The sequence below is a fragment of the Streptomyces sp. MB09-01 genome (assembly GCF_033794505.1).
Taxonomy (GTDB): Bacteria; Actinomycetota; Actinomycetes; order Streptomycetales; family Streptomycetaceae; genus Streptomyces.
In genome coordinates this window covers 23,385-45,857 of record NZ_JARAYQ010000033.1, presented here as the reverse complement: position 1 = coordinate 45,857, position 22,473 = coordinate 23,385, and the positions used below count along the sequence as shown (strand labels likewise).

Below are 22,473 nucleotides of genomic sequence, written 5' to 3'. Positions count from 1 at the left end.
GGGCCGGAGTGCGGGACGGGGGGCTTGGGGAGGGGGGTCGGTTTGGACGTGCGGGTCATGTGGCGGACGTCCGGGATCAGGAGGACCAGGGCCGTGGCCAGGACGACCAGGGCCGCGCAGCCCCACAGGGCCTGGGTGCGGCCGAAGGCCGATTCGGCCGGGCCGGCCAGGGCGGTGGCCAGCGGGAGCATCGACACGGAGCCGAACCAGTCGTAGGCGGAGACCCGGGAGAACTTCTCCTCCGGGATCTCCTGGTGCATCGTGGTCATCCAGCTCACGCCGAAGACTTCGATCGAGGCTCCACTGACGAACATCACCGCGCACAGCCCCCACACCGGCAGCGGCACGGCAAGGCCCGCCGACGGCAGCGCCAGCGGGAACACGCACAGCGTGCCGATCAGCAGCAGCCGGCGCGGCTTCCACATCATCATCAGGACGGCCCCGGCTATGGTGCCGACCCCGAAGAAGGCGAGGGCCACGCCCCAGGGGGCCGCCCCGCCCAGCTGGTCCCGGGCGACCAGCGGACCGTAGACGGCTTCCGCGGCGCCCACGACGGCGACGACGACGGAGAACTGGAGCACGATGCTCCACAGCCACGGGCGGGTCCGGACCTCCGTCCAGCCCTCGCGCAGGTCGGCCAGCAAGCCGCCACCGGGGGCCCGGCCGGGGACGTGGCTCACGTCGAGGAACGCGCGCAGCAGGCCCGCGACGGCGAAGGCGGCCGCGTCCACGGCCAGGACCCAGCCCGGGCCCATCGCGGCGATCATCGCCCCGCCGAGGGCGGCGCCGCCGATGCCCGCGCCGTTCATCGCCATGCGGAACAGCGCGAAGGCCCGGTTGGAGTTCTCCCCGGAGACCGTGGACAGCAGCATGCCCTCGGCCGCGGGATTGAAGAAGGCGGTGCCGGTGCCGCACAGGGCGGTCAGCAGCATCATCTGCCACAGCTGGGGGTCGCCGGTGAGGACGAGCAGCGCGAAGGCGGCCTGCGAGAGGCAGTTCAGGGCGTTGGCCGCGACCATCACGCGGTGGCGGGGCAGCCGGTCGGCGACGGCGCCGCCGACGAGCAGGAAGAGGACGAGCGGCAGCGTACGGGCGGCCGCGACCAGGCCGATGTCACCACTGGATCCGCCGGCCTCCATCACCGCGAAGGTGGCCGCGATGAGCGCTCCGTGGCTGCCGAGGTTGGTGACGACCGCCGCACCCGTCAGCAGGGAGTAGTTGCGGCCCGCCCAGTCCGGGCGACGGCGTGCGGGCGTGCGGGGCGCTGCGGCGGGGGGAGAACTCACCCCCGGACTATCCCCGCCCCGGGCCGAGAATCCAAACGGATTCCCGGACCGGGGCGGCGGAGGCGGAGATCAGCCGGTGGCGAGCCGGATGGAGCTGAGCATCTTGTCGGAGACGTCGGTCGGAACCTCGTCCTTCACGCCCGCCGCGCCGTAGACCACGAAGCTGGCGAAGTCACCGACGGCGTTCTTGAAGCCGAAGCCGATCCCCTTGCCGTCCGAGGAGCACTTGTTCTCCTTCTTCACGCCCGGGGCGGTCACGACCACCGTGTGGCCCTTGAGGCCGGAGGCGGTCGTGTACTCCTTGGCCTCGCCGATCTTCACCGTGCCCTTGGGCTCCTTCTGGGCGTAGCCCGCCCAGACCCAGGTGGCGGTGTTGTCGGTCGCCACCTGAGCGGTGTCCTTGGCGCCCTGGGCACCCTTGACGCCGCTGTCCGCGAGCGAGTACTTCTCCATGGTCCCGTCCGCGTTCTTGTCGACCGTGCACCACTCGTTCTTGAGGGTGGCGGTCCCGGACATCGTGACGACCGGCTTGCCGTCGGTCTCGTCGTGGATGGAGAGGGACACCCCGGAGTCGTTGACGTTCCACTCGGGGGGCACGTCGTAGGCGACGTTGTACTTGGTGTTGACGACGACCTTCCAGCCCGGGATGACGGGCTGCATGCCGCCGCCGGCCCGCGGGTTGGGGCTGCTGCCGGCCGGGGCGGGTGCCTCGGCGGGAGGGGAGCTGGCCGCCGGCGGCTTGTCGTTGGCCTCGGTCTTCTTGTCGTCCCGGGTGAACACGTACGCGCCGGTCCCGGCGGCCGCCACGATGACGGCCGCCGCCGCCACGATGGCCACGGTCTTGGTCGAGTACGGGCTCCCGCCGCCGCCCTGGGGCTGCTGGGGCTGCTGGGGCGGGCCCCACTGCTGGCCGGGAACGCCTGCCGGCGGCTGGTACCCCGGCTGCTGCGGGTATCCGTAACCGGGCTGCTGCTGGTACGGGTTCGGCTGCCCCGGCTGCTGCTGGTACGGGTTCTGGTGCGCGTCCTGAGGGTTCTGTTCGCCCCCGGGGGGCTGCTGCTGTCCTGGCCACATGGCCGGTAACGATAGTGGGAGCGGCCCCCGGGAGCCACGGCCGCCCCCTTGAGAGCTCTGGCCAAGGACGTCTACTCGCGGGTAACATCGCCGTCCATGAGCGCAGATCAGATGAACGTGGGCGAACTGCTCGCCGCGACGGTGCCGATGGCCCGGACCCTGAACCTCCAGTTCCTGGAGACCACCCCCGAGCGCGCGGTCGTCAGGCTCCCGGACCAGCCCGACTACCACAACCACGTCGGCGGGCCGCACGCCGGCGCCATGTTCACCCTGGCCGAGTCCGCGAGCGGCGCGATCGTCCTGGCCGCCTTCGGCGACCAGCTCTCGCGCGCCGTGCCCCTCGCCGTGAAGGCCGAGATCGGCTACAAGAAGCTCGCCAAGGGCGTCGTCACCGCCACCGCCACCCTCGGCCGCCCGGCCGCGGAGGTCGTCGCCGAACTCGACGCGGGCGGCCGCCCGGAGTTCCCGGTCACCATCGCCATCCAGCGCGAGGACGAGGCCGTGACCGGCGAAATGACCGTCGTCTGGACCCTGCGCCCCAACGCATAGGCCCCGGCGCCGCTGCGAAGGCCCCCGCCTCTGCCGGGCGGGGGCCTTCTGCGTGCCCCGCGACGGCAGGGGCACCCGGGCGGTGAGCAGGGAGTCCGTGGTCCCGTCGGCCGGACGCTCCGGCCGGGGGAGCCGCCTGGACGAAGGGGCGGAACCGCGGAATCCGCAGGCGTGCGGCGGCTAGAGTCCGTCGGACGACGATGGAGGGAGCGCCCGTGGCCAAGGTCAACATCAGCCTCGATGCCGAGCTCGTGGTGGAGGTGATGGTGCTCGCCGGAGTCGGCTCGCCGCAGGACGCGGTGGAGGCCGTCGTACGGGACTACATCGCGCGCGGGCACCGCACCGAGGCGCGGGTCCAGCGGCAGGACGAGCCGCGCCGGACCGCCGACACCATGCCGCCGCTGCCGGAGGGCTGAACCTGGCCCCCGCGGTGGCGCGTCCCGGCCGGGCACGGCGGCGCGCGGCGCACAGTGGACGGGGGAGCGGTCCGGCGCGGGCCGCTCCCGCCGAACCACGCCGCAGGGAGCGCCGATGAGCGAGGCCGTGTCCAGACGTTCGGCGATGCGGCTGCTCGCGGCGGCCGGCGGGGTGGGAGCGGCCCTCGGCGCGGGGGCCTGCGCCCCCACTGTCCCGCCGGGTGCCGGACTCCCCACGGCGGCGCCCGCCGCGGGACCCACCGGGGGATCCGCCGCCGGGCCCGCGGGCGCCGGCGCCGCCCGCATCGAGGCCCTGCTGGAACGGCTCACCCTCGAAGAGAAGACCGCCCTGCTGCACGGCGCCCAGGACCCCGCCCCCCTCGGCCAGGCCGGCTACGTGCCCGGCGTGCCGCGCCTGGGCATCCCGGCGCTGCGCCTCGCCGACGGACCCGCCGGAGTACGCGTCTCCCAGCACGCCACCGCACTGCCCGCGCCGGTCCTGCTCGCCTCCGCCTTCGACCCCGCGCTGGCCCGCGAGTACGGCCGGGTCCTCGGCCGCGAGGGCCGCGCGCTCGGCCAGGACGTCCTGCTGGCCCCCATGGTCAACCTCATCCGGACCCCGTACGCGGGCCGGAACTTCGAGACCTTCTCCGAAGACCCGCGGCTGACGGCGGACCTGGTCGCGGAAGTGATCCGGGGCGTCCAGGACGAAGGGCTCATCGCCACCGTCAAGCACTTCGCCCTCAACAACCAGGAACACGGACGCGACACCGTCGACGTGACCGCCACCGAGCAGACCCTGCACGAGACCGAGCTACGGGGCTTCGAGGCCGCCGTGGCCGCCGGCGCGGGCGCCGTGATGGGCGCGTACAACAAGGTCAACGGCGTCCACGCCTGCGAGAACAAGCCGCTGCTCGACGAACTGCTGCGCGGGAGCTGGGGGTTCGACGGCTGGGTGATGTCCGACTGGAACGCCACCCACAGCACCGTCGCCGCCATCGGCGCCGGCCTCGACATGGAGATGCCCGGCGGCACCCACTTCGGCGGGCCGCTGCGCGAGGCGGTGCGCGGCGGTTCCGTGACCGAGGCCGCCGTCGACCTCGCCGTCCACCGGATCCTGACCACCATGGACCGCTTCGGGCTGCTGGCGGCGCGCCCCGCCGCCCGGCCCGCGCGCAACGCCGCCGCCGGGGCCCGGGTCGCCCGCAAGGTGGCCACCGCCGGGGCGGTGCTGCTCCGCAACGAAGCCGGCACCCTGCCCCTGACCGGCGCCGCCGCCCGCTCGATCGCGGTGATCGGCCCCACCGCCCAGGTGCCGTTCGTCGGCGGCGGGGGCAGCTCGCACGTGGTCCCCGACGGGGCGGCCGCCCCGCTCACCGCCCTGCGGCAACGGGTCGGGAACGGCTCCACCGTGCGCCACGCCCTCGGCGAGGACCTGTACGGACGGCCGCTGCCCGCGCAGCTGCTGACCCCGGCAGCCGCCCTCGACGAGCGGAGCGTCGCCCCCGGGCGCGAGTGGAGCCACGAGGGCGAGTTCCGCCTCACGGCGGACGACGAGTGGACCCTGATCGTCCACTACACCGGGCAGCGTCCCGCCGTGCGCCTCGACGGCGAGGAGCTGTTCCCCGTCCGCCAGGGCATGGCCGAGCACTTCGCCGGCGGACTCCTCGGCTCCGCACCCGACGGGATGGCCGTCCGCCGCCGCACCCTCACCCTCAAGGCGGGCGCCCACCGGCTCGCCGTGACCGCCCGGGGCGGGGACGGGGGCCAGCGTTTCCGGCTCCGGCACACCACCGGGGCGAGCCGGGCCGCGGACCTCGCCGAGGCCGTGAGGACGGCGAAATCGGCCCGCAGCGTGGTCCTGTTCGCCTACGAGGACGCCACCGAGGGCAGGGACCGGACCTCCCTGGCCCTCCCCGGCGGGCAGGAGCGGCTGATCGAGGCGGTGGCCGCCGCGAACCCCCGTACGACGGTGGTGCTCAACACCTCCTCCGCCACGGCCATGCCGTGGCTCGCGCGTACCGGGGCCGTCCTCCAGATGTACTACCCGGGCCAGGAGGGCGCGGGCGCCACCGCCGACGTCCTCTTCGGCGACGTGGACCCGGGCGGCCGCCTCACCCAGACCTTCCCGGCCGACGAACGGGCGACCCCGGTCGGCGGCGACCCGCTGCGCTACCCGGGACTGGGCGGCCGGCAGGAGTATGCGGAGGGCATCCACGTCGGTCACCGCTGGTACGACGGCCAGCAGGTGGCGCCGCTGTTCCCCTTCGGGCACGGGCTCTCCTACACGACCTGGCAGTACGAGAAGCTCACGGTCCGGCCGGAGCGGGGCGGGCTGCGCGCGGAGTTCACCGTCCGCAACACCGGCCGCCGCAAGGGCACCGACGTGGCCCAGGTGTACGTAGGGCCGTCCCCGGAGCTCCGGCTCGACCAGCCGGTGCGCGCGCTGGCCGGCTACCGGCGGCTCACCCTCGCGCCCGGCGAGGCGCAGCGGGTCGCCGTCGACGTCGACGCCAGGGCGCTGTCGTCCTGGGACCCGGAACGGCACGCGTGGGTGCTGGGTTCCGGCCGCCGGGAGGTGTTCGCGGGCCGTTCCTCCCGCGACCTGCCGCTGAGGTCAAAGGTGGTGGTGGCGAGCCGATAGGCTGCCCGTTCGGCGTGTCACAGGGGGCGCGCCGGGGACGACACGGGAGGACGTACCGGTGCACATCCAGGAATGGCTGGAGACGATTCCGGCGGTCAGCATCTATCTCCTGGTGGGTCTGGTCATCGGGCTGGAGAGCCTCGGCATTCCGCTGCCGGGCGAGATCATCCTGGTCAGCTCGGCGCTGCTGGCCTCGCAGCACGGGGAGATCGACCCCGTGGTGCTCGGGATCTGCGCGATCACCGGGGCGATCGTGGGTGACTCGATCGGCTACGCGATCGGCCGCCGGGGCGGCAAGCCGCTGCTGGAGAAGCTGGGCCGGCGCTTTCCCAAGCACTTCGGGCCGCAGCAGGTGGCCCTGGCGGAACGCTCCTTCGAGAAGTGGGGCATGTGGGCCGTCTTCTTCGGGCGGTTCGTGGCGCTGTTGCGGATCTTCGCCGGGCCGCTGGCGGGCGTGCTGCACATGCCGTACTGGCGCTTCCTCGTCGCCAACGTCCTCGGCGGGATCCTCTGGGCGGGCGGCACCACTGCCGTCATCTACTCGGTCGGCATCGTCGCGGAGCCGTGGCTGAAGCGGTTCTCCTGGCTGGCCCTGGTCCTCGCCGTGCTGTTCGGGCTCGCGGTGACGCTGGTGATGCGCAGCCGGATGAAGAAGGCGGCCGCCGAGGCGGGCGCGGCCGGGGCCGAGATCCCCGCGCAGGCGGAGGCGCGCGCCACCGTAGGCGAATGACGGAGGCGGAGCGGCCGGACCCGGACTGGTCCGACGAGGGGCGGGAAGACCACTACCACTCGCTGGCGAACGGGCTCGGACGCGCCGCCGAGGCCGGGGACACGGACCTGGTGCGGCGCCTGCTGGCCGGGGGAGCCGATGCCGACGCCTGGGTCCAGGGCGGCCGCAGGGCGCTGGACCTGGCGGTGTGCGCGGGGCACGCGGACGTCGTGCGGCTGCTCCTCGCCGCGGGCGCCGACCCCCGGCACGTCGCCGGACCGTACGACGAGTCGGGGCTGCTGTCGCTGGCGGCGATGAACGGGCACACGGACGTCGTACGGGCCCTCCTCGACGCGGACGTCGACCCGAACGGACCGGAGGGGAAGCTCCACCACGTGCCGCTGGTCCTCGCTGCCGCCTCCATGGAGGCCGGGCACCCGGACACCGTGGACCTGCTGCTGGAGCGGGGCGCCGACATCGAGGGGCGGATGAAGGGCAGCACCGCCCTCGACCTGGCGGCCACGTGCGGGCATGCCGCGGTGGTGGAGCGGCTGCTCGCGCGCGGCGCCGCGGTCACGACGCAGACCGTGCTGGGCGCGATGGGGGGCCGCAAGCGCAACGCGGACGGGGCCGTCCAGTACGGCTGGCGGGACCGCGACCCGGAGTACGTGGCCGTCCTGTCCGCACTCCGGGTCGCGTGGGACGCCCGTTAGCCCTCCGTGGTGACCGAGGCGCGGTGCTGCTTCGCCAGCTCCACGTACATCAGGGCGTTGACCTTGATGCCCTCGCGCTCCTCGTCGGTGAGCTCGCGGCGCACCTTGGCGGGCACGCCCGCGACGAGCGAGCCGGGCGGGACCACCAAGCCCTGCGGGACCAGCGCCTGCGCGGCGACCAGCGAACCGGCGCCGATGACCGCGCCGTTCAGGACGGTCGCGCCCATGCCGATCAGGCAGTCGTCCTCGACGGTGCAGCCGTGCACGACGGCGTTGTGGCCGATGGAGACGCGCTCGCCGATCGAGACGGGGAAGCCCGGGTCCACGTGGATCGTGCAGTTGTCCTGCACGTTGCTGTCGGCGCCGAGCGTGATCGGGCCGCAGTCGGCGCGCAGCACCGCCGAGTACCAGAGGCTCGCGCCGGCGGCGAGGGTGACGTCGCCGACCACGACCGAGGTGGGCGCGGTGAAGGCCGTCGGGTCGATGTCCGGGTTCTTGCCGCCGACACCCGCCACGAGTGCCTGGGCCGCCTGGTGCGTCATGTTCTCTTCCTCTGCCGTCTGTCTGTCGTCCGGGTGCCGCGCTTACGGCACCGTAGGGCACGCGGCCCGCCGCACCCGCGATGGGGTGAAGATCACAGGATGGTGGTCCGGACGACCGGGGCCGGGCGCATTAACGTGGCCGGGTGCCGAAGAAGCAGAACACGTTCTCATCTCTGACGGCCCTGCGCCGCCGGCTGGCGAGCCGCGCGGTCCACACCGGCTGGCGCTGGATGCAGCAGGCCGGCGCGGTGACCGCGCAGACCCCGGGCCGGCTGCGGTTCGGCGCGATCGGGGACGGCACCCGGCTCGCCTTCCCGCAGGGCACGGTCTTCGGCGAGCAGTGGATCCGGCTCGGCGGCCACTGCATCATCGGCGAGCAGGTCACCCTCACCGCCGGCATGATGCCGGGCCTCGACCTGGGCAAGGAACCGATGCTCGTGCTCGGTGACGGGGTCGTCATCGGCCGGGGCAGCCACGTCATCGCCGACGCCCGGATCACGATCGGGGCGAACACCTTCTGCGGTCCCGGGGTGTACATCACGTCCACGAACCACAGCTACGACGACCCGCACGAGCCCGTCGGCCGCCAGTGGCCGCGCAGCGCGCCGGTGGAGATCGGCCCGGGATGCTGGCTCGGCACCGGCGCGGTGATCCTGCCGGGCGCGCGGCTCGGCCGCAACGTCGTCGTGGCCGCGGGGGCCGTCGTACGGGGCGAGGTGCCCGACCACGCCGTGGTGGCGGGCGCGCCGGCGCGCATCGTACGGCGCTGGGAGCCGGAGACGGGCTGGCAGCCGCCGCTGCGCACGCCGGCGCCGGTGCCGATCCCGGACGGGATGACCCCGGAGCAGCTGCGCGGGCTGGCCGAACTCGCGGAGGCGGAGCAGGCGCAGGTCGAGCCGGCGTAGGTCGATCCGGCGTAGGGGTGCTCCCCGCTGGCCCGGCTGCCCCGGCTGCCCCGGCGCCCGGCCGCCGGGCCGGTCAGCCCGCGGCCAGGAGGACCGTTCCCGCCAGGGCCAGCCCGGCGCCCGCCGCCTGGATGCTGCGCAGCCGCTCCTTGAGCACGGCGAAGGCGGCGAGCGCGGTGACCACGGGGTAGAGCGAGGACAGTACGGCGGCCATGGTGACCGGGCCGCTCTGGGCGGCGATGGAGTACGTGCCGTTCGCCGCGACGTCCGCCAGGCCGACGAAGGCCAGCGCGGGCAGCAGCCCCCACAGGATCCGCGGACCGGTGCCCGCCGGCAGGGCCGGGACGCCGCGCCGGGACTGGGCCCACAGGGCGGCGCCGCCCACGGCGACATTGGTGACCCGCTGCACGAACAGCGCGAGGAACAGCCCGGTGAGGGTGGCGGACGCCTCCGCGATCAGGGCCATCACCGCGCCGAACCCGAAGGCCGCGACCAGCGTCAGGACGACGGCCTGCCGCTGGACGGGCGCGCCGCGCAGCTCCGGGCCGCCCGCGAGGACGATGCCGACGACGGCCACCGCGATGCCCGCGAACTGGCCGGGGCCGGGCCGCTCGCCCAGGACCAGGCCCGCGGTGACGGGAACGACCACCCCGAGCGAGCCCAGCGGGGAGACCACGCCCATCGGGCCGAGGGCCAGCGCCTTGTAGAAGCTGAGCATCGCGACCGGCCCGACCAGACCCGCGCCGACCGCGAACCACAGCTGCGGTCCGGCCTCCCGCCAGGCGCCGGTGCCGAGGACCACCGCGCCGAGCACGAGGACCGCGACGATCTGCGAGACGACGACCACGGTGAGCGCCGGTATCCGGCGGGTCAGCAGCCCGCCGCCGAAGTCGGCGAGACCCCACAGCACGGCTGTGGCCAGGGCGAAGAGGGCGGTCATGCGGGGCCTCGCAGTACAGTGCAGTGAACGGTGGAGTGCAGCATTGATGACACCCGCAGGATAGTTCAGTCCATTGGACTGCGTCATCCAAGATATTGGACGAAATGGAGTGGGGAGTCCGTGTCCGATCTCGAAGAGCTCACCCAGGCGCTCGCCCGGAACCTCAAGCGGTGGCGCGGGGAGCGCGGCTTCACCCTGGAGGGGCTGGCGGCCCGGGCGGGGGTGAGCCGCGGAATGATCATCCAGATCGAGCAGGCCCGTACCAATCCCAGCGTCGGGACCACGGTCAAGCTGGCCGACGCCCTCGGCGTCAGCATCACCACGCTGCTGGACCACGACCGCACCCCGCAGGTGCGGGTGGTGCTGCCGGGGCAGGGAGTGCGGATGTGGTCATCCCCGGCGGGCAGCGGTGCCAGCATGCTGCTCGGCGACGACCGGCGCGGGCCGGTGGAGATGTGGACCTACCGGCTGGAGCCCGGGGACGGGACCGCCTCGGACCCGCACCCGGCCGGCACCTTCGAGATGCTGCACGTCACCGAGGGGGTGCTGACGCTCGAGGTGGACGGCGAGCGGTACGCGGTCCCCGCGGGCGGGGCCGTCTCGTTCGAGGCGAACCTGCCGCACGCCTACCGCAACGTGGGGTCCGGGCCGATGGAGATGACGATGGCCGTCTCCATCCCGCCCGTCCGTCCGGCAGCGGGCTAGAGCGCGGGGATCTCGATCGCCGGGCAGCGGTCCATGACCATGGTCAGCCCGGCCGCGCGGGTGCGGTCGAAGGCGGCCTCGTCGATCACGCCGAGCTGGAACCAGACGGCCTCGGCCCCGACGGCGGCCGCCTGGTCGGCCACCGGGCCGGCCAGCTCGCTGTTCACGAAGACGTCCACCACGTCCACCTTGAACGGGATCTCCGCCAGCGAGGCGTACCCGCGCTCGCCGTGCACCGTCTCGGCCTTGGGGTGTACGGGGATCACGCGCTTGCCGAACCGCTGGAGCACGCGGGCCACCCCGTAGGCCGCCCGGTCCTGGTTGTTCGAGAGGCCCACCACGGCCCAGGTGTCTCCGAGCTCGGTGAGGATCTTGCGGATGGTTGCCGGGTCGCCGTACACGCGCGCCGCCTCCTGTGGTTCTCGTCCGTCGTTCGAGTCTGCTGGGGTTGCCGTTCAGCCTGGTCAACCGAAAGGACACATGTCCGATTCCCCGTAGGGTGGAGCGGTGAAGGCAGACCAGTACGTGACGGTGGCCCGCGAGGGCGTGCACGAGTCCGAGATCAACCGCTCGCGCTTCCTGTGCTCGCTCGCGCCCGCCGCGACCGAGCAGGAGGCGCAGGACTTCGTCGCGCGCATCCGCAAGGAGCACCCCACCGCCACGCACAACTGCTTCGCCTACGTGGTCGGCGCCGACGCCTCCGTCCAGAAGGCCAGCGACGACGGCGAGCCCGGCGGCACCGCCGGGGTCCCCATGCTGCAGATGCTCATACGCCGCGACATCCGTTACGCCGTCGCCGTGGTCACCCGCTACTACGGCGGCGTGAAGCTCGGCGCCGGCGGCCTGATCAGGGCCTACGGCGGAGTCGTCGGCGAGGCGCTCGACGAGCTCGGCACCGTCACCCGGCGCCGCTACCGGCTGGCCACCGTCACCGTCGACCACCAGCGGGCCGGCAAGACCCAGAACGACCTGCGCTCCACCGGCCGGACCGTGGTCGACCTGCGCTACGGAGCCGCCGTGGAGATCGAGGTCGCCCTCCCCGAGGCGGATCTGCCCGCCTTCGAGGCCTGGCTCGCCGACAGCACCGCGGGCACCGCCGGCCTCACCCTCGGCGGAGAGACGTACGCGCCCTGAGCGGCCCCGGGGACGGGTTAGCGTAGAGGGGTTCAGCGAGCGGGAGACGACCAGGGGGAGACGGCATGTGCGGCGGGGCCGGCGAGTGAAGTTCCTGCACACCTCGGACTGGCACCTCGGCCGGGCCTTCCACCGGGTGAACCTGCTCGGCGCCCAGGCCGCCTTCGTCGACCACCTCGTCGAGACCGTCCGCGAGCGCGAGGTCGACGCCGTCCTCGTCGCCGGTGACGTCTACGACCGGGCCGTGCCCCCGCTGCCCGCCGTCGAGCTGTACGACCGGGCCCTGCACCGGCTCGCCGACCTCGGCGTGCCCACCGTCATGATCTCCGGGAACCACGACTCCGCACGCCGGCTCGGGGTCGGCGCCGGACTGATCGACCGGGCCGGAATCCACCTGCGCACCGACCCGGCCGGCTGCGCCGACCCCGTCGTCCTGGCCGACGCACACGGCGAGGTGGCGCTGTACGGGCTGCCCTACCTGGAACCGGCCCTGGTCAAGGACGAGTTCCGGGCGCAGAAGGTGAGCCACGAGGCGGTACTGGGCGCGGCCATGGCCCGGATCCGGGCGGACCTGGCCACCCGCCCGCCCGGCACCCGCTCCGTCGTCCTGGCACACGCCTTCGTCACCGGCGGGCAGACCAGCGACAGCGAGCGCGACATCTCCGTCGGCGGGGTCGAGGCCGTGCCCGCCTCCGTCTTCGACGGGGTGGACTACACCGCCCTCGGTCACCTCCACGGCTGCCAGACCATCAACGAACGGGTCCGCTACTCCGGTTCCCCGCTCGCCTACTCCTTCTCGGAAGTCCACCACCGCAAGACCATGTGGCTGATCGAATTGGGCGCGGAAGGGGAGATCGCCGGCGCCGAGCGGATCGACACCCCCGTCCCGCGCGCCCTCGCCCGGCTGCGCGGACGCCTCGACGACCTGCTGGCGGAGCCGGCGCACGCGGTGCACGAGGACGCCTGGGTCGAGGCCACCCTCACCGACCCGGTGCGCCCCGACGACCCCATGGCCCGGCTCGCCGCCCGCTTCCCGCACACCCTCAGCCTCGCCTTCGACCCCGAGGGCCGCCAGGAGGAGGAGGGCTCCTCCTACGCCCAGCGGCTGCGGGGCCGCAGCGACCAGGAGATCGCCGAGGACTTCGTCGCCCACGTACGCGGCGGCGGCCGCGCGGACGAGGCCGAACGGGCCGTCCTCCAGGGCGCCTTCGACGACGTACGGGCCGACGACAGCCGGCAGGAGACCCACCGATGAGGCTGCACCGGCTCGCCGTCACCGCCTTCGGGCCCTTCGCCGAACCCCAGCAGATCGACTTCGACGCCCTGTCCGGCGCCGGGATCTTCCTTCTGCACGGACCCACCGGCGCGGGGAAGACCTCCGTGCTCGACGCCGTCTGCTACGCCCTCTACGGCTCCGTGCCGGGCCCCCGCCAGGCTCCCGGCACCAGCCTGCGCAGCGACCACGCGTCCGCCGGGACCCCCACCGAGGTCACCCTCGAACTCACCGCCGGCGGCCGCCGACTGGAGATCACCCGGCGCCCCGAACAGGAGCGCCCCAAGAAGCGCGGCACCGGCACCACCAAGGACAAGGCCCAGAGCCGGCTCCGCGAGCACACAGGCGAGGGCTGGCAGCCGCTCAGCCGCTCCCACCAGGAGATCGGCGAGGAGATCGAGCAGCTCCTCGGCATGAGCCGCGAGCAGTTCTGCCAGGTCGTGCTCCTGCCCCAGGGGGAGTTCGCGAAGTTCCTGCGGGCCGACGAGGCCGCCCGCGGCAGGCTCCTCGGCCGGCTCTTCGACACCCGCCGCTTCGCCGCCGTCGAGGCCCTGCTCGGCGAGCGCCGCCGGGCCGCCGAGGCCAGGGTCCGGGCCGGTGACGAGAAGGTGCTGCACACCGCGCAGCGGCTCGCCCAGGCCGCCGGGGACAGCGCCGACCTGCGGGCCTGGCCGCTGCCCGGACACCAGCCGGGGGACCCCGGGCTCGCCGCGGCGGTCCGCGCCTGGGCGGCCGTCGCCCGGTGCTCGGCCAGGGAGCGGCTGGACGTCGCCGAGTACGCGCTCGCCGCCGCCGAGAGCAGGCACCACGCCGCCCGGCGGGCCGCCGAGGACGCGCGCGAGCTCGATCGGCTCCAGCGCCGGCACGCGGAGACCGTCCGCCGGGCCGCCCTGCTCGCCGAGGCGGATCCCGAGCGGGAGCGCGTGCGCGGCCTGCTGGACCGGGCCCGACGTGGTGCCCTGGTGGCCCCCGCCCTGGAACTGCGCGGCGCCGCCTCCGCCGCGCACCTCGCCGCCGCGCACGCGGAGGCCGCCGCCCGGGCGGAGCTCCCGCCGCAGCTGAAGGAGGCGGGCACCGAGCAACTCGCCGCCGTGGAACAGCGGCTGCGCGAAGCCCTGGGCGCGCTCGGGGTCGCCCGGCGGGCCGAGCAGCGCAGCGCCGAGATCGGCCGCGAGCGGGCCGACCTGGAACGGGAGTCCCGGGCCGCCGAGGAGCAGCACCAGGAGTCCGCCGAGTGGCTGGAGCGCTGGGAGGCGACCCGGACCGCCCTGCAGGAGCGCCTGGACGCCGCCCAGCAGGCCGCGACGCTGGCCGAGCAGCTCGCGGGCCGGCTGGAACCCGCCCGGATGCACCTCGACGCCGCCCGCCGCAGGGACGAGTTCGCCGCGGACGCGGACCGCGCCGAGGGCGAACTGCTCACCCTGCGCGAGGAGTCGGCCGCAGCCCGGGAACGCTGGCTGGAGCTCAAGGAGGCCCGGCTGCGCGGGATCGCCGCCGAACTCGCCGAGGCCCTGGTGACGGGGGAGGCCTGCACCGTGTGCGGGTCCGCGGAGCACCCGGCTCCGGCCCGGCCGGCCCCCGGCCACGTGGACCGCGCCGCCGAGGACGCCGCCCACGGCCTGTTCGAACGGGCCGAGCGGGCCCGGGCCGCCGTGGACCGCCGGCTCGCCGCCGCCAGGGAGGCCCGCGCCGAGGCCGCGGCCGCCGCCGGGGACGCCACCACCGATGAACTCCTCGCCCTGACCTCGGACCTGAGTGCCCGGCACGCCGCCGCCCACGCGGCCGCCGCGGGACTGCACACCGCCCGGGAGCGGCTCGCCCGCGCCGAACGGGAGCACGCCGCGCGCAGCACCGAGCGCCAGGGCGCCGAGACCCGGGCCGCCGCCAGGGCCTCCCGGCGCGAGGCCCTGGACCGGGAACAGGCCTCGCTGGAGGCCGAGCTGGCCCTCGTACGGGACGGCGCGCCCACCGTCGCGGCCCGCGCCCGGACCCTGGAGGACCGGGTCCGGATGGTCTCGGGCGCCGCCGGGGCGCTGCGCCGCGCCGAGGGAACCGCCGCCCGGCTGAAGGAGGCAGACGACCAGCTCGCCGACGCCGCCTTCAAGGCCGGCTTCGACACCGTGGAGGCCGCCGCCGACGCAGTGCTCCCCGAGTACGAACGCACCGCGCTCCAACACCGGCTGGACGCCTGGCAGACGGAGGAGGCCCTCCTCGCGGACCGTCGCCGCGAAACCGGCGCCGCCGAAGCGGCAGCACTGCCCCCGGCCGAACCGGAGCGGGCCGAGGCGTACGCGGCCGGGGCCGCGGCGAAGCTCCGTACGGCGGGGTCGGCCGCCGACGCGGCCCGCGTGCGCTGCGCGGAGCTGGACCGGCTCTCCCGGCAGGCCGAGCAGGAACTGCGCGCGCTCGGCCCGCTGCGCGAGGACTACGACCGCGTGGCCCGGCTGGCCGGACTCACCGCGGGCACCTCCGCCGACAACGAGCGCAAGATGCGCCTCGAGGCCTACGTGCTGGCCGCCCGGCTCGAGCAGGTGGCCGCCGCCGCGACGGTACGGCTGCTGCGCATGTCGGGCGGCCGCTACACCCTGGTCCACTCCGACGCGCGCGCGAGCGGACGGGGCCGCTCAGGCCTCGGGCTGCACGTGGTCGACGCCTGGACCGGCAGCGAGCGGGACACCGCCACCCTGTCGGGCGGCGAGACCTTCTTCGCCTCGCTCGCCCTCGCGCTGGGCCTCGCCGACGTGGTCACCGACGAGGCGGGCGGCATGCGCCTCGACACCCTCTTCATCGACGAGGGCTTCGGCAGCCTCGACGACCAGGCGCTGGACGAGGTGCTCGACGTACTGGACTCGCTGCGCGAGCGCGACCGCAGCGTCGGCATCGTCAGCCACGTCGCCGACCTGCGGACCCGGGTCCAGGCCCAGCTGGAGATCGTCAAGCAGCGCGGCGGGTCCGTGGTGCGCCACCGGACGGCGGCATTCACGGGCTGAGCGGCCGGCGGGGCAGCGGCGAGGAGTAGACGATGCTCGTCGTCACGGAGCCGAGCCCCGCGATCCGGCCCGTGACCTCCTCCAGGTGCGACATCGAGCGGGTCGCGACCTTGAGGACGAAGCAGTCGTCGCCCGTGACGTGGTGGGCCTCCAGGATCTCCGGGGTGGCTTCCAGGAAGTCGTGGAACGGCTTGTAGTTGCCGTGCGGATAGCGCAGCCGCACCAGGGCGAGGATCGACTTGCCGAGCCTTTCCGGGTCCACCACCGCCGTGTAGCCCGTGATGATGCCGGTCTCCTCGAGCCGGCGGACCCGCTCGGTGACGGCGCTCGCGGACATGGACACGGCGCGGGCGAGCTCGGTGAAACTGGCGCGGCCGTCCCGCTGGAGCACTTCGAGGATGCGCCAGTCGGTGGCGTCAGGGGAATAGTCGGTCATGGTGCAGGTCTAGCAGGGGAATCCCCGGTGGGACAACGAGAAGGCCGGGGAAAGTCACTTCCGAGAGTGATCAACAAATCGTAGATTTCTTGCCATGACGACGCCGCAGAAGACCTCCTCCGCCCCTGCCACCACCAACCCCGTGCTCCGGGTGCCCCCGGTCTCCCCGGCCGCGGCCGCCGCGTACTTCGCCGCGAGCCTGGCCTTCCACGCGGACGTCTCGGACGTCGCGAGCGCCTTCAAGGCCCACCGCGAGACGGGCGCCGAGCTGGGCTTCCAGCTCGTCGACTCCCGCTCCACGCCCTCCTGGGACCAGGCGCACGTGCCCGGCGCCGTCCACCTGCCCACGGCCCTCGTCCCCGAGCGGGCCGAGCGGCTCCTGGACAAGAACGTCCCCGTGGTGACGTACTGCTGGGGCCCCGGCTGCAACGGCGGCACCCGCTCCGCCCTCGCCCTCGCCGAACTCGGCTTCCAGGTCAAGGAGATGCTGGGCGGCATCGAGTACTGGATCCGCGAGGGCTTCGAGGTCGAGACCTGGCAGGGCAGCCGGCAGCGCGCCGAGGCCGACCCGCTGACCGCGCCCACCGACTCGGACGACTGCGGCTGCTGAGGTGCCCGGCCAGGCGGACGGGCCGCTCCTTCCCGCGGGGAAGGAGCGGCCCGTCGGCCGTTCACCGGGCGGCGGCGGCCGCGCCGTCAGAGCGTGGACAGCTCGTCCACCGGGCCGTCAGAACTTCGACAGCCTCGTCCACCAGGCGGTCAGAGCTTCGACAGCTCGTCCACCAGGTCGTCCAGCCCCAGCGAGCCCTGCGACAGCGCCGCCATGTGCCAGGCCTTCAGATCGAAGGACTCGCCGTGCGCGGCGCGCGCGTTCTCCCGGCCCAGCAGCCAGGCGCGCTCGCCGAGCTTGTAGCCGATCGCCTGCCCCGGCATGGACAGGTAGCGGGTCAGCTCGCTCTCGATGAAGTCCGCCGGCCGGCCGCTGTGCAGGCCGAAGAACTCCTGCGCCAGGTCGACCGTCCAGTTCTCGCCCGGGTGGAACGGCGAGTCGTCCGGGATCCGCAGCCCGAGGTGCATGCCGATGTCCACGATGACCCGCGCCGCGCGCATCATCTGGCAGTCCAGGTAGCCCAGGCGCTGCTCGGCGTCCTTGAGGTAGCCCAGCTCGTCCATCAGGCGCTCCGCGTACAGGGCCCAGCCCTCGCAGTTGGCGCTGACCCAGCCGACGGTGGCCTGGTAGCGGGAGAGCTGGTCCGCCACGTGGGTCCACTGCGCGAGCTGCAGGTGGTGGCCCGGCACGCCCTCGTGGTACCAGGTGGAGACCAGGTCGTAGACGGGGAAGCGGGTCTGGCCCATGGTGGGCAGCCAGGTGCGGCCCGGGCGGGAGAAGTCCTCCGAGGGGGAGGAGTAGTACGGGGCCGCGGGTCCGCCGGGCGGGGCGATCCGGGACTCCACCTTGCGCACGCGCTCGGCGAGTTCGAAGTGGGTGCCGTCGAGGTTCTCGATGGCCTCGTCCATCAGGCCCTGCAGCCAGGCCTGGACCTCGTCCACGCCCTCGATGTGGGTGCCGTGCTCGTCCAGGTGCTTCAGCGCCTCCCAGGGGCCGGCGCCCGGGAGGATCTTGGCCGCCTCGGTCTTCATCTCGGCGAGCAGGCGGTGGTACTCCGCCCAGCCGTAGGCGTAGGCCTCGTCCAGGTCCAGGTCCGTGCCGTTGAAGTAGCGGGACCAGCGGGCGTAGCGCTCGCGGCCCACGGTGTCCGGCTTCCCCTCGACGGCCGGGGCGTACACCGCGCTCATCCAGTCGCGCAGTTCGACGACGGCGGCGGTGGCGCCGGCGGCCGCCGCGTCCAGCTCCGGGCGCAGGGAGTCGGGGCCGGCGGAGACGAACTCCTCGAAGAAGGCGGCGTCGGCGCCGTCCTGGCCGGCCCAGTTGCCGAGCTGGCCGATCATGGTGGTGGTGGCGCGCGGGCCGCCGTACAGGCCGCGCTCCAGGCCGAGCCGGAGGCTCTCGCGGTAGCCCGCGAAGGCGGCCGGGACGGCGCGCAGCCGCTCGGCGATCGCCGCCCAGTCCTCCTCGGTGTCGGAGGGGGTCAGGGTGAAGACCTCGCGGACTTCGTGCGCGGGTCCGTGGATGTTGCTGACGGCGCACAGGTACTCGTCGGCCTCGTGGACCGCCAGCTCGGCGGTGAGGCGCTCGCGCAGCAGACGGGCACAGCGGCGCTCGGCGTCGCTGTCGGCGCCCGGCAGCGCCTCGGCGGCGTCGAGGCGGGCGAGCGTGTCGCGGGCCAGCTCGGCGACGGCCGCGCGACCCGCCGGCGAGAAGTCCGGAAGCTTGCCGGAACTCGCGGCGACACCGAGGTAGGTGCCCGTGATCGGGTCGAGGGCGATGAGGGCGTCGACGTACGCGTCGGCCACCTGGCGTGGCAGTCGGGGGGCGCTGCCGTTCTGGAGGATCTCTGACATGCGGCCATCTTCGTATGTGAGACGGGCTCCCGTCATCACAGATTGCCGTCAGCCTGCCGACGTGGGCCGGGGCCGGTCCCGCCGTGTGTGCCGGAGGAGATCAACCAGCAGTCATCCCAGGTGAGTTAGCGCCCCGGGAGCGGGGCGGCCGAGGGTCCGGGAACCCGGACTTTGGCCGGATCCGGAGGGCTCCGGACGCTCTCCGTCCGCTTGTCGGACGTCCGGTTGCGGGCGGTTCGCGCGGGCTTCCGACGATCCGGCCCGGCGGCTCGCGGCGGGGTCCGCGGGCCGGTCCGGACCGGGCGGCTCAGCGCAGGCGGCGCGGCGCGGCCTCTTCGTCGTGCGGCAGCTCGCGGGGGAGCTCGTACGGGAGGCTGCGGGGCAGCTCGTAGGGCAGGCCCGGGCTGACCGGGGTGGCGTCGAGCCGGGCGGTGATCACCAGGGTGCCCTCCTCGATCTGGTAGTCGAGGGGGAGGCCGAGGCCGCGCATCGCGGCGACCATGCCGGTGTTGGCGGCCTGGGTGACGGCGTACACGCTGTCGCAGTCGGCTTCGACGGCCATCGCGATGAGCCGGCGCAGCAGCTCCGAGCCGATGCCGCGGCGCTGCCAGTCGTCCTCGATGAGCAGGGCGACCTCGGTCTCGTCGCCGTCCCACAGCAGGTGGCCGAGGGCGACGAGCTTCCCGGAGGCGGTGGTGGCGGCGAGGGTGCGGCCGAAGCGGGGGCTCAGCAGGTGGCCGAGGTAGCGGTCGGCGTCGGCGACGGGCCCGTGGTAGCGCAGCCCGAGGGTGCGCTCGGAGCAGCGGTCGTGCATGGCGCGGGCCGCGGCCTGGTCGGAGCCGTCGGCGCGGCGCACCGTGATCTCGTTGCCCTCGGGCAGGGTCAGCACGTCCTGGCTGCGCGGGACGCGGGGGCCGAGCCGGGCGTCGAGCTCGACCAGGGCGCGGGCCCGGGCGAACTCGGTCGGGGTGAAGGGAAGGTAGGGCCGCTCCACGGTGATCGCGCCGCCCGAGGGGTCGCGCAGCCGCATGACGGTGGCCTCCAGGACCCCCTCGACAGGTGCGTCCGCGCCGAGGTTGGGGCGGCCGGAAAGGGTGGTCGCCGGGATCGAGTGGATGGTGCAGCGGCCGAGCAACTGGCGCAGGGCGAGCGGGAGCTCGGCGGCGTCGAGGGCGGTGCGGGTGGCCAGACCCAGGACACGGGTCGGGGTGTCGACGAGGTCGTGGGCGTCGGCGCGCTCGATCCAGGTGCTGTGGCCGCCGGCCCGGGAGATGGCGCGGGAGAGGTCGGCGGAGGGCAGCTGATGCGGGGCGCGCAGCAGGAACTCGTCGACCGTGCCGCCCTCGGGGAGCGGATGCGTCTGCAGGGTCAGGATGTCGACGCCGCTGCGGGCGAGGGCGGTGCAGACGGCCGCCAGGGAGCCGGGCTCGTCCCGTACGGTCGTGCGCATCCGCCACAGGCTGGTGGTGGCGGCGGTCGCCGTGGCGGTCGGGCCGGAGGCCTCGGCCGGGAGCGGCGCCGGATCACCGGGCGCCGTGCTCCCCGGCGGCGGCGCATGGCTGTGGCGCCGCGCCCACCAGGTGTGGAACGCCGCGGTCACCAGGAGCGCGACGGCCGAGGCGACCAGCAGGATCGGGCCCCTCGGGCCGTGCACGACGAGATTGGCGATGGCGTCGGCGACCGCGACGGCGCAGAACAGCGCGGCGAGTTCGACGAGGTCGCGGCGCCAGTGGTGGCGGTGGTGGCGGTGGGAACGCTGGGCGGAGGCGGGGCTGCGGTCAGTCATGCAGACCACTGTGGCCCAGGGGTGTTGCGTGATCACGAACGATCTGTGACCGACTGGTTAAGTGTCTATCTGGCCGATTTCATCCAGTTTTCGGGGCCATTCCGGCCTACGGGCGCGAGTCCCGGGGCCGGACCTGCGCGTGTGGCCCCCCGGGCCCGGCCCCACGGGAGTGAGCCCCCGAGGCCGGCCCTGCGGGCGTGAGCCCCCGGTCCCGGCCCTACTGGCCCACGCGGCCGGGCTGGAGCGTCCTGGTGAACAGGACGCCGCCACCCTGGCGGCGCAGCCGGACCGTGAGTTCCCCGCTGCCGCCGTCGATGTCGACCTCGCCGTAGTACGGAGGGTTTTCGGACGGCGACATATTGGCGAAGGGGGCCGACTGGACGTACGCCGTCTCCGGGCCGAAGGTGGCGTCGAGCCGGCCGGCCGGGAAGCCGCCGGCGCCGATCGGGCCGGACACGAACTCCCAGAACGGCGCGAAGTCGGTGAAGGCGGCCCGCTCGGGCGCGTAGTGGTTCGCGGCGGTGTAGTGCACGTCGGCGGTGAGCCAGAGGGTGCCGGTGATGCGCTGGTGCTTGATGTGGCGCAGGAGTTCGGCGATCTGGAGCTCGCGGCCCAGCGGAGCGCCCGGGTCGCCCTGGGCGACGGCCTCGAAGTTCGCGGCCCCGTCGGGGACGACGATGCCGAGCGGCATGTCGGCGGCGATGACCTTCCAGGTCGCGCGGGAGCGGGAGAGCTCGCGCTTGACCCAGGCCAGCTGCTCGGGGCCGAGGATGCCGATGGGGTCCTCGGTCTGGGTGCCGGGGGAGTTGGCGTCGCGGTACGTGCGCATGTCGAGGACGAAGACGTCGAGCAGCGGGCCGTAGCGCATCACCCGGTACATCCGGCCCTCGGCGCGGCCTCCGCGCAGGTCGGTGACGGGGAAGTACTCGCCGAAGGCCCGGCGGGCACGGGCGGCGAGGGTGTCGGCCTCCCTGACGGTGTAGCGGGGGTCGTCGATCAGCTGGCCCGGGTACCAGTTGTTGTGCACCTCGTGGTCGTCCCACTGGGCGAGGACCGGGACCTGGGCGTTGAAGGCGGTCAGGTTGCGGTCGAGCAGGTTGTAGCGGAAGTTCCCGCGGAACTCGGTGAGCGTCTCGGCGACCTTCGCCTTCTCCTCGGTGGTCACGTTGCGCCAGAGGCTGCCGTCGCGCAGGGGAACGGACTCCTTGATCGGCCCGTCGGCGTAGATCGTGTCTCCGCTGAAGAGGAAGAAGTCGGGGTTGCGCAGCCGCATCTCCTCGAAGACGCGGTATCCGCCGAGGTCCGGGTTGATGCCCCAGCCCTGGCCCGCCAGGTCCCCGGACCAGTGGAAGCGCACGTCGTGGCGGCGGGAGACGGGGGTGGTGCGGAAGGTCCCGTGGACCGGCTCGGCGGTGCGGCGGGGATCGTCGGGGTCGGCGAGGACGACGCGGTAGTGGACCTGCTGTCCGGGCGGGAGGTCGCGCAGGACGGTGGTTCCCGTGAAGTCGCTCGACGGGCCGAGGAGAGGGCCGCGGTGGCGGCGCACGGCGTAGCGGAACGCATCGCTCGGGGAGGTCTCGACGTACATCCGCGCGAGGCGGTCGGAACGGGTCCAGACGGTGGCCGAGTGGGCGGTGATCTCGCCGGACTGGACGCCCCAGAGCGCCTTCGGCCGGCCGGAGCGGGCGAAGGCGGGGGCGGCGAGTGCCGGAGCGGCGAACAGAGCGGAGGACAGGGCGAGGGAACCGCCGATGAGGGTTCGTCGGGTGTGCGGCATCGATGCCATCGGTGCGTCTCCTGGGGCCGGCGAGGACGGGTCGGACCAGCGTGCCGCCGCACCCCGGCCCGGCCGCGTCGCCCACGCGAACCCCGGATGAACAGCCGTCAGCCGCTCAGCCGCTCAGCCGC

Annotated in this window: 20 protein-coding genes; 11 read left to right on the top strand and 9 right to left on the bottom strand. The window is 74.2% G+C overall.

What is annotated here, in order from left to right; translation table 11 throughout:
- Together PV721_RS10440 and PV721_RS10435 are read right to left on the bottom strand one after the other, a co-directional pair.
- Positions 1–1,286 (bottom strand): MFS transporter (locus PV721_RS10440; protein ID WP_319722611.1); only part of this gene is annotated, 1,286 nt, incomplete at its 3' end.
- A 69-nt stretch (positions 1,287–1,355) separates the two neighbouring features.
- Complete coding sequence (locus PV721_RS10435; RefSeq protein WP_319722610.1) at positions 1,356–2,360, bottom strand: hypothetical protein; 1,005 nt, start codon at positions 2,358–2,360, stop codon at positions 1,356–1,358.
- Positions 2,361–2,456: 96 nt separating this feature from the next.
- Between PV721_RS10435 and PV721_RS10430 the strand changes: the two genes are divergently transcribed.
- The 5 genes from PV721_RS10430 to PV721_RS10410 all read left to right on the top strand — a co-directional run bounded on the left by PV721_RS10430 (position 2,457) and on the right by PV721_RS10410 (position 7,391).
- Entirely contained in the window at positions 2,457–2,909 is a 453-nt protein-coding gene (locus PV721_RS10430) for a DUF4442 domain-containing protein (RefSeq protein WP_189973593.1), read from the top strand.
- A 215-nt stretch (positions 2,910–3,124) separates the two neighbouring features.
- A complete protein-coding gene (locus PV721_RS10425) occupies positions 3,125–3,325 on the top strand; it encodes a type II toxin-antitoxin system VapB family antitoxin (protein ID WP_319722615.1) in 201 nt (66 codons plus the stop codon).
- Between the two features lie 115 nt (positions 3,326–3,440).
- Positions 3,441–5,969 carry a beta-glucosidase family protein gene (locus PV721_RS10420; RefSeq protein ID WP_319722609.1) on the top strand — a complete coding sequence of 843 codons (2,529 nt, stop codon included), beginning with the start codon at positions 3,441–3,443 and terminating at the stop codon, positions 5,967–5,969.
- A 58-nt stretch (positions 5,970–6,027) separates the two neighbouring features.
- Entirely contained in the window at positions 6,028–6,699 is a 672-nt protein-coding gene (locus PV721_RS10415; RefSeq protein ID WP_319722608.1) for a DedA family protein, read from the top strand.
- Positions 6,696–7,391 (top strand): ankyrin repeat domain-containing protein, encoded by a 696-nt coding sequence (locus PV721_RS10410; RefSeq protein WP_319722607.1) that lies wholly within the window; start codon positions 6,696–6,698, stop codon positions 7,389–7,391. Before PV721_RS10415 ends, PV721_RS10410 begins: the two co-directional genes overlap by 4 nt.
- Here PV721_RS10410 and PV721_RS10405 read toward each other — a convergent pair.
- Complete coding sequence (locus tag PV721_RS10405; protein ID WP_319722606.1) at positions 7,388–7,933, bottom strand: gamma carbonic anhydrase family protein; 546 nt, start codon at positions 7,931–7,933, stop codon at positions 7,388–7,390. The two genes, PV721_RS10410 and PV721_RS10405, sit on opposite strands and share 4 nt — an antisense overlap.
- A 143-nt stretch (positions 7,934–8,076) precedes the next feature.
- On the opposite strand from PV721_RS10405, the gene PV721_RS10400 reads away from it, so the two are divergent.
- Positions 8,077–8,838, top strand: coding sequence for an acyltransferase (locus PV721_RS10400; protein ID WP_319722605.1), 762 nt, complete (start codon positions 8,077–8,079; stop codon positions 8,836–8,838).
- A gap of 73 nt (positions 8,839–8,911) precedes the next feature.
- On the opposite strand, the gene PV721_RS10395 is transcribed toward PV721_RS10400, so the two are convergent.
- Complete coding sequence (locus PV721_RS10395; RefSeq protein ID WP_319722604.1) at positions 8,912–9,778, bottom strand: DMT family transporter; 867 nt, start codon at positions 9,776–9,778, stop codon at positions 8,912–8,914.
- 120 nt (positions 9,779–9,898) lie between these two features.
- Between PV721_RS10395 and PV721_RS10390 the strand changes: the two genes are divergently transcribed.
- Entirely contained in the window at positions 9,899–10,483 is a 585-nt protein-coding gene (locus PV721_RS10390) for an XRE family transcriptional regulator (protein WP_319722603.1), read from the top strand.
- Here the strand turns inward: PV721_RS10390 and PV721_RS10385 are convergent.
- Entirely contained in the window at positions 10,480–10,884 is a 405-nt protein-coding gene (locus PV721_RS10385; protein WP_319722602.1) for a CoA-binding protein, read from the bottom strand. The genes PV721_RS10390 and PV721_RS10385 overlap by 4 nt on opposite strands.
- A 106-nt stretch (positions 10,885–10,990) precedes the next feature.
- On the opposite strand from PV721_RS10385, the gene PV721_RS10380 reads away from it, so the two are divergent.
- From PV721_RS10380 to PV721_RS10370, 3 genes are all read left to right on the top strand, one after another.
- Positions 10,991–11,617: a YigZ family protein gene (locus PV721_RS10380; protein ID WP_319722601.1), complete on the top strand. Its 627-nt coding sequence runs from the start codon at positions 10,991–10,993 to the stop codon at positions 11,615–11,617.
- Between the two features lie 85 nt (positions 11,618–11,702).
- Positions 11,703–12,872, top strand: coding sequence for an exonuclease SbcCD subunit D (locus tag PV721_RS10375; protein ID WP_319722600.1), 1,170 nt, complete (start codon positions 11,703–11,705; stop codon positions 12,870–12,872).
- Positions 12,869–15,880 carry an SMC family ATPase gene (locus PV721_RS10370; protein ID WP_319722599.1) on the top strand — a complete coding sequence of 1,004 codons (3,012 nt, stop codon included), beginning with the start codon at positions 12,869–12,871 and terminating at the stop codon, positions 15,878–15,880. Before PV721_RS10375 ends, PV721_RS10370 begins: the two co-directional genes overlap by 4 nt.
- Here the strand turns inward: PV721_RS10370 and PV721_RS10365 are convergent.
- A complete protein-coding gene (locus tag PV721_RS10365; RefSeq protein WP_319722598.1) occupies positions 15,870–16,316 on the bottom strand; it encodes an Lrp/AsnC family transcriptional regulator in 447 nt (148 codons plus the stop codon). The genes PV721_RS10370 and PV721_RS10365 overlap by 11 nt on opposite strands.
- Before the next feature lie 94 nt (positions 16,317–16,410).
- Here PV721_RS10365 and PV721_RS10360 point away from each other — a divergent pair, with 94 nt between their 5' ends.
- Positions 16,411–16,926 carry a rhodanese-like domain-containing protein gene (locus tag PV721_RS10360; RefSeq protein ID WP_319722596.1) on the top strand — a complete coding sequence of 172 codons (516 nt, stop codon included), beginning with the start codon at positions 16,411–16,413 and terminating at the stop codon, positions 16,924–16,926.
- A gap of 149 nt (positions 16,927–17,075) precedes the next feature.
- Here PV721_RS10360 and PV721_RS10355 read toward each other — a convergent pair whose 3' ends face one another.
- From PV721_RS10355 to PV721_RS10345, 3 genes are all read right to left on the bottom strand, one after another.
- A complete protein-coding gene (locus PV721_RS10355) occupies positions 17,076–18,779 on the bottom strand; it encodes a DUF885 domain-containing protein (RefSeq protein WP_319722595.1) in 1,704 nt (567 codons plus the stop codon).
- Positions 18,780–19,086: 307 nt separating this feature from the next.
- Positions 19,087–20,565: a GNAT family N-acetyltransferase gene (locus PV721_RS10350; RefSeq protein WP_319722593.1), complete on the bottom strand. Its 1,479-nt coding sequence runs from the start codon at positions 20,563–20,565 to the stop codon at positions 19,087–19,089.
- A gap of 217 nt (positions 20,566–20,782) precedes the next feature.
- Positions 20,783–22,342, bottom strand: coding sequence for an alkaline phosphatase D family protein (locus PV721_RS10345; protein WP_319722614.1), 1,560 nt, complete (start codon positions 22,340–22,342; stop codon positions 20,783–20,785).
- Between the last annotated feature and the right edge of the window lie 131 nt (positions 22,343–22,473).

Bases quoted from the DNA above. Each gene is read 5' to 3' on its own strand.
- PV721_RS10395 (WP_319722604.1), bottom strand. From the start codon at position 9,778: ATGACCGCCCTCTTCGCCCTGGCCACAGCCGTGCTGTGGGGTCTCGCC.
- PV721_RS10405 (WP_319722606.1), bottom strand. From the start codon at position 7,933: ATGACGCACCAGGCGGCCCAGGCACTCGTGGCGGGTGTCGGCGGCAAG.
- PV721_RS10360 (WP_319722596.1), top strand. From the start codon at position 16,411: ATGACGACGCCGCAGAAGACCTCCTCCGCCCCTGCCACCACCAACCCC.
- PV721_RS10355 (WP_319722595.1), bottom strand. From the start codon at position 18,779: ATGTCAGAGATCCTCCAGAACGGCAGCGCCCCCCGACTGCCACGCCAG.
- PV721_RS10430 (WP_189973593.1), top strand. From the start codon at position 2,457: ATGAGCGCAGATCAGATGAACGTGGGCGAACTGCTCGCCGCGACGGTG.
- PV721_RS10435 (WP_319722610.1), bottom strand. From the start codon at position 2,360: ATGTGGCCAGGACAGCAGCAGCCCCCCGGGGGCGAACAGAACCCTCAG.
- PV721_RS10420 (WP_319722609.1), top strand. From the start codon at position 3,441: ATGAGCGAGGCCGTGTCCAGACGTTCGGCGATGCGGCTGCTCGCGGCG.
- PV721_RS10345 (WP_319722614.1), bottom strand. From the start codon at position 22,342: ATGCCGCACACCCGACGAACCCTCATCGGCGGTTCCCTCGCCCTGTCC.
- PV721_RS10370 (WP_319722599.1), top strand. From the start codon at position 12,869: ATGAGGCTGCACCGGCTCGCCGTCACCGCCTTCGGGCCCTTCGCCGAA.
- PV721_RS10410 (WP_319722607.1), top strand. From the start codon at position 6,696: ATGACGGAGGCGGAGCGGCCGGACCCGGACTGGTCCGACGAGGGGCGG.
- PV721_RS10350 (WP_319722593.1), bottom strand. From the start codon at position 20,565: ATGACTGACCGCAGCCCCGCCTCCGCCCAGCGTTCCCACCGCCACCAC.
- PV721_RS10365 (WP_319722598.1), bottom strand. From the start codon at position 16,316: ATGACCGACTATTCCCCTGACGCCACCGACTGGCGCATCCTCGAAGTG.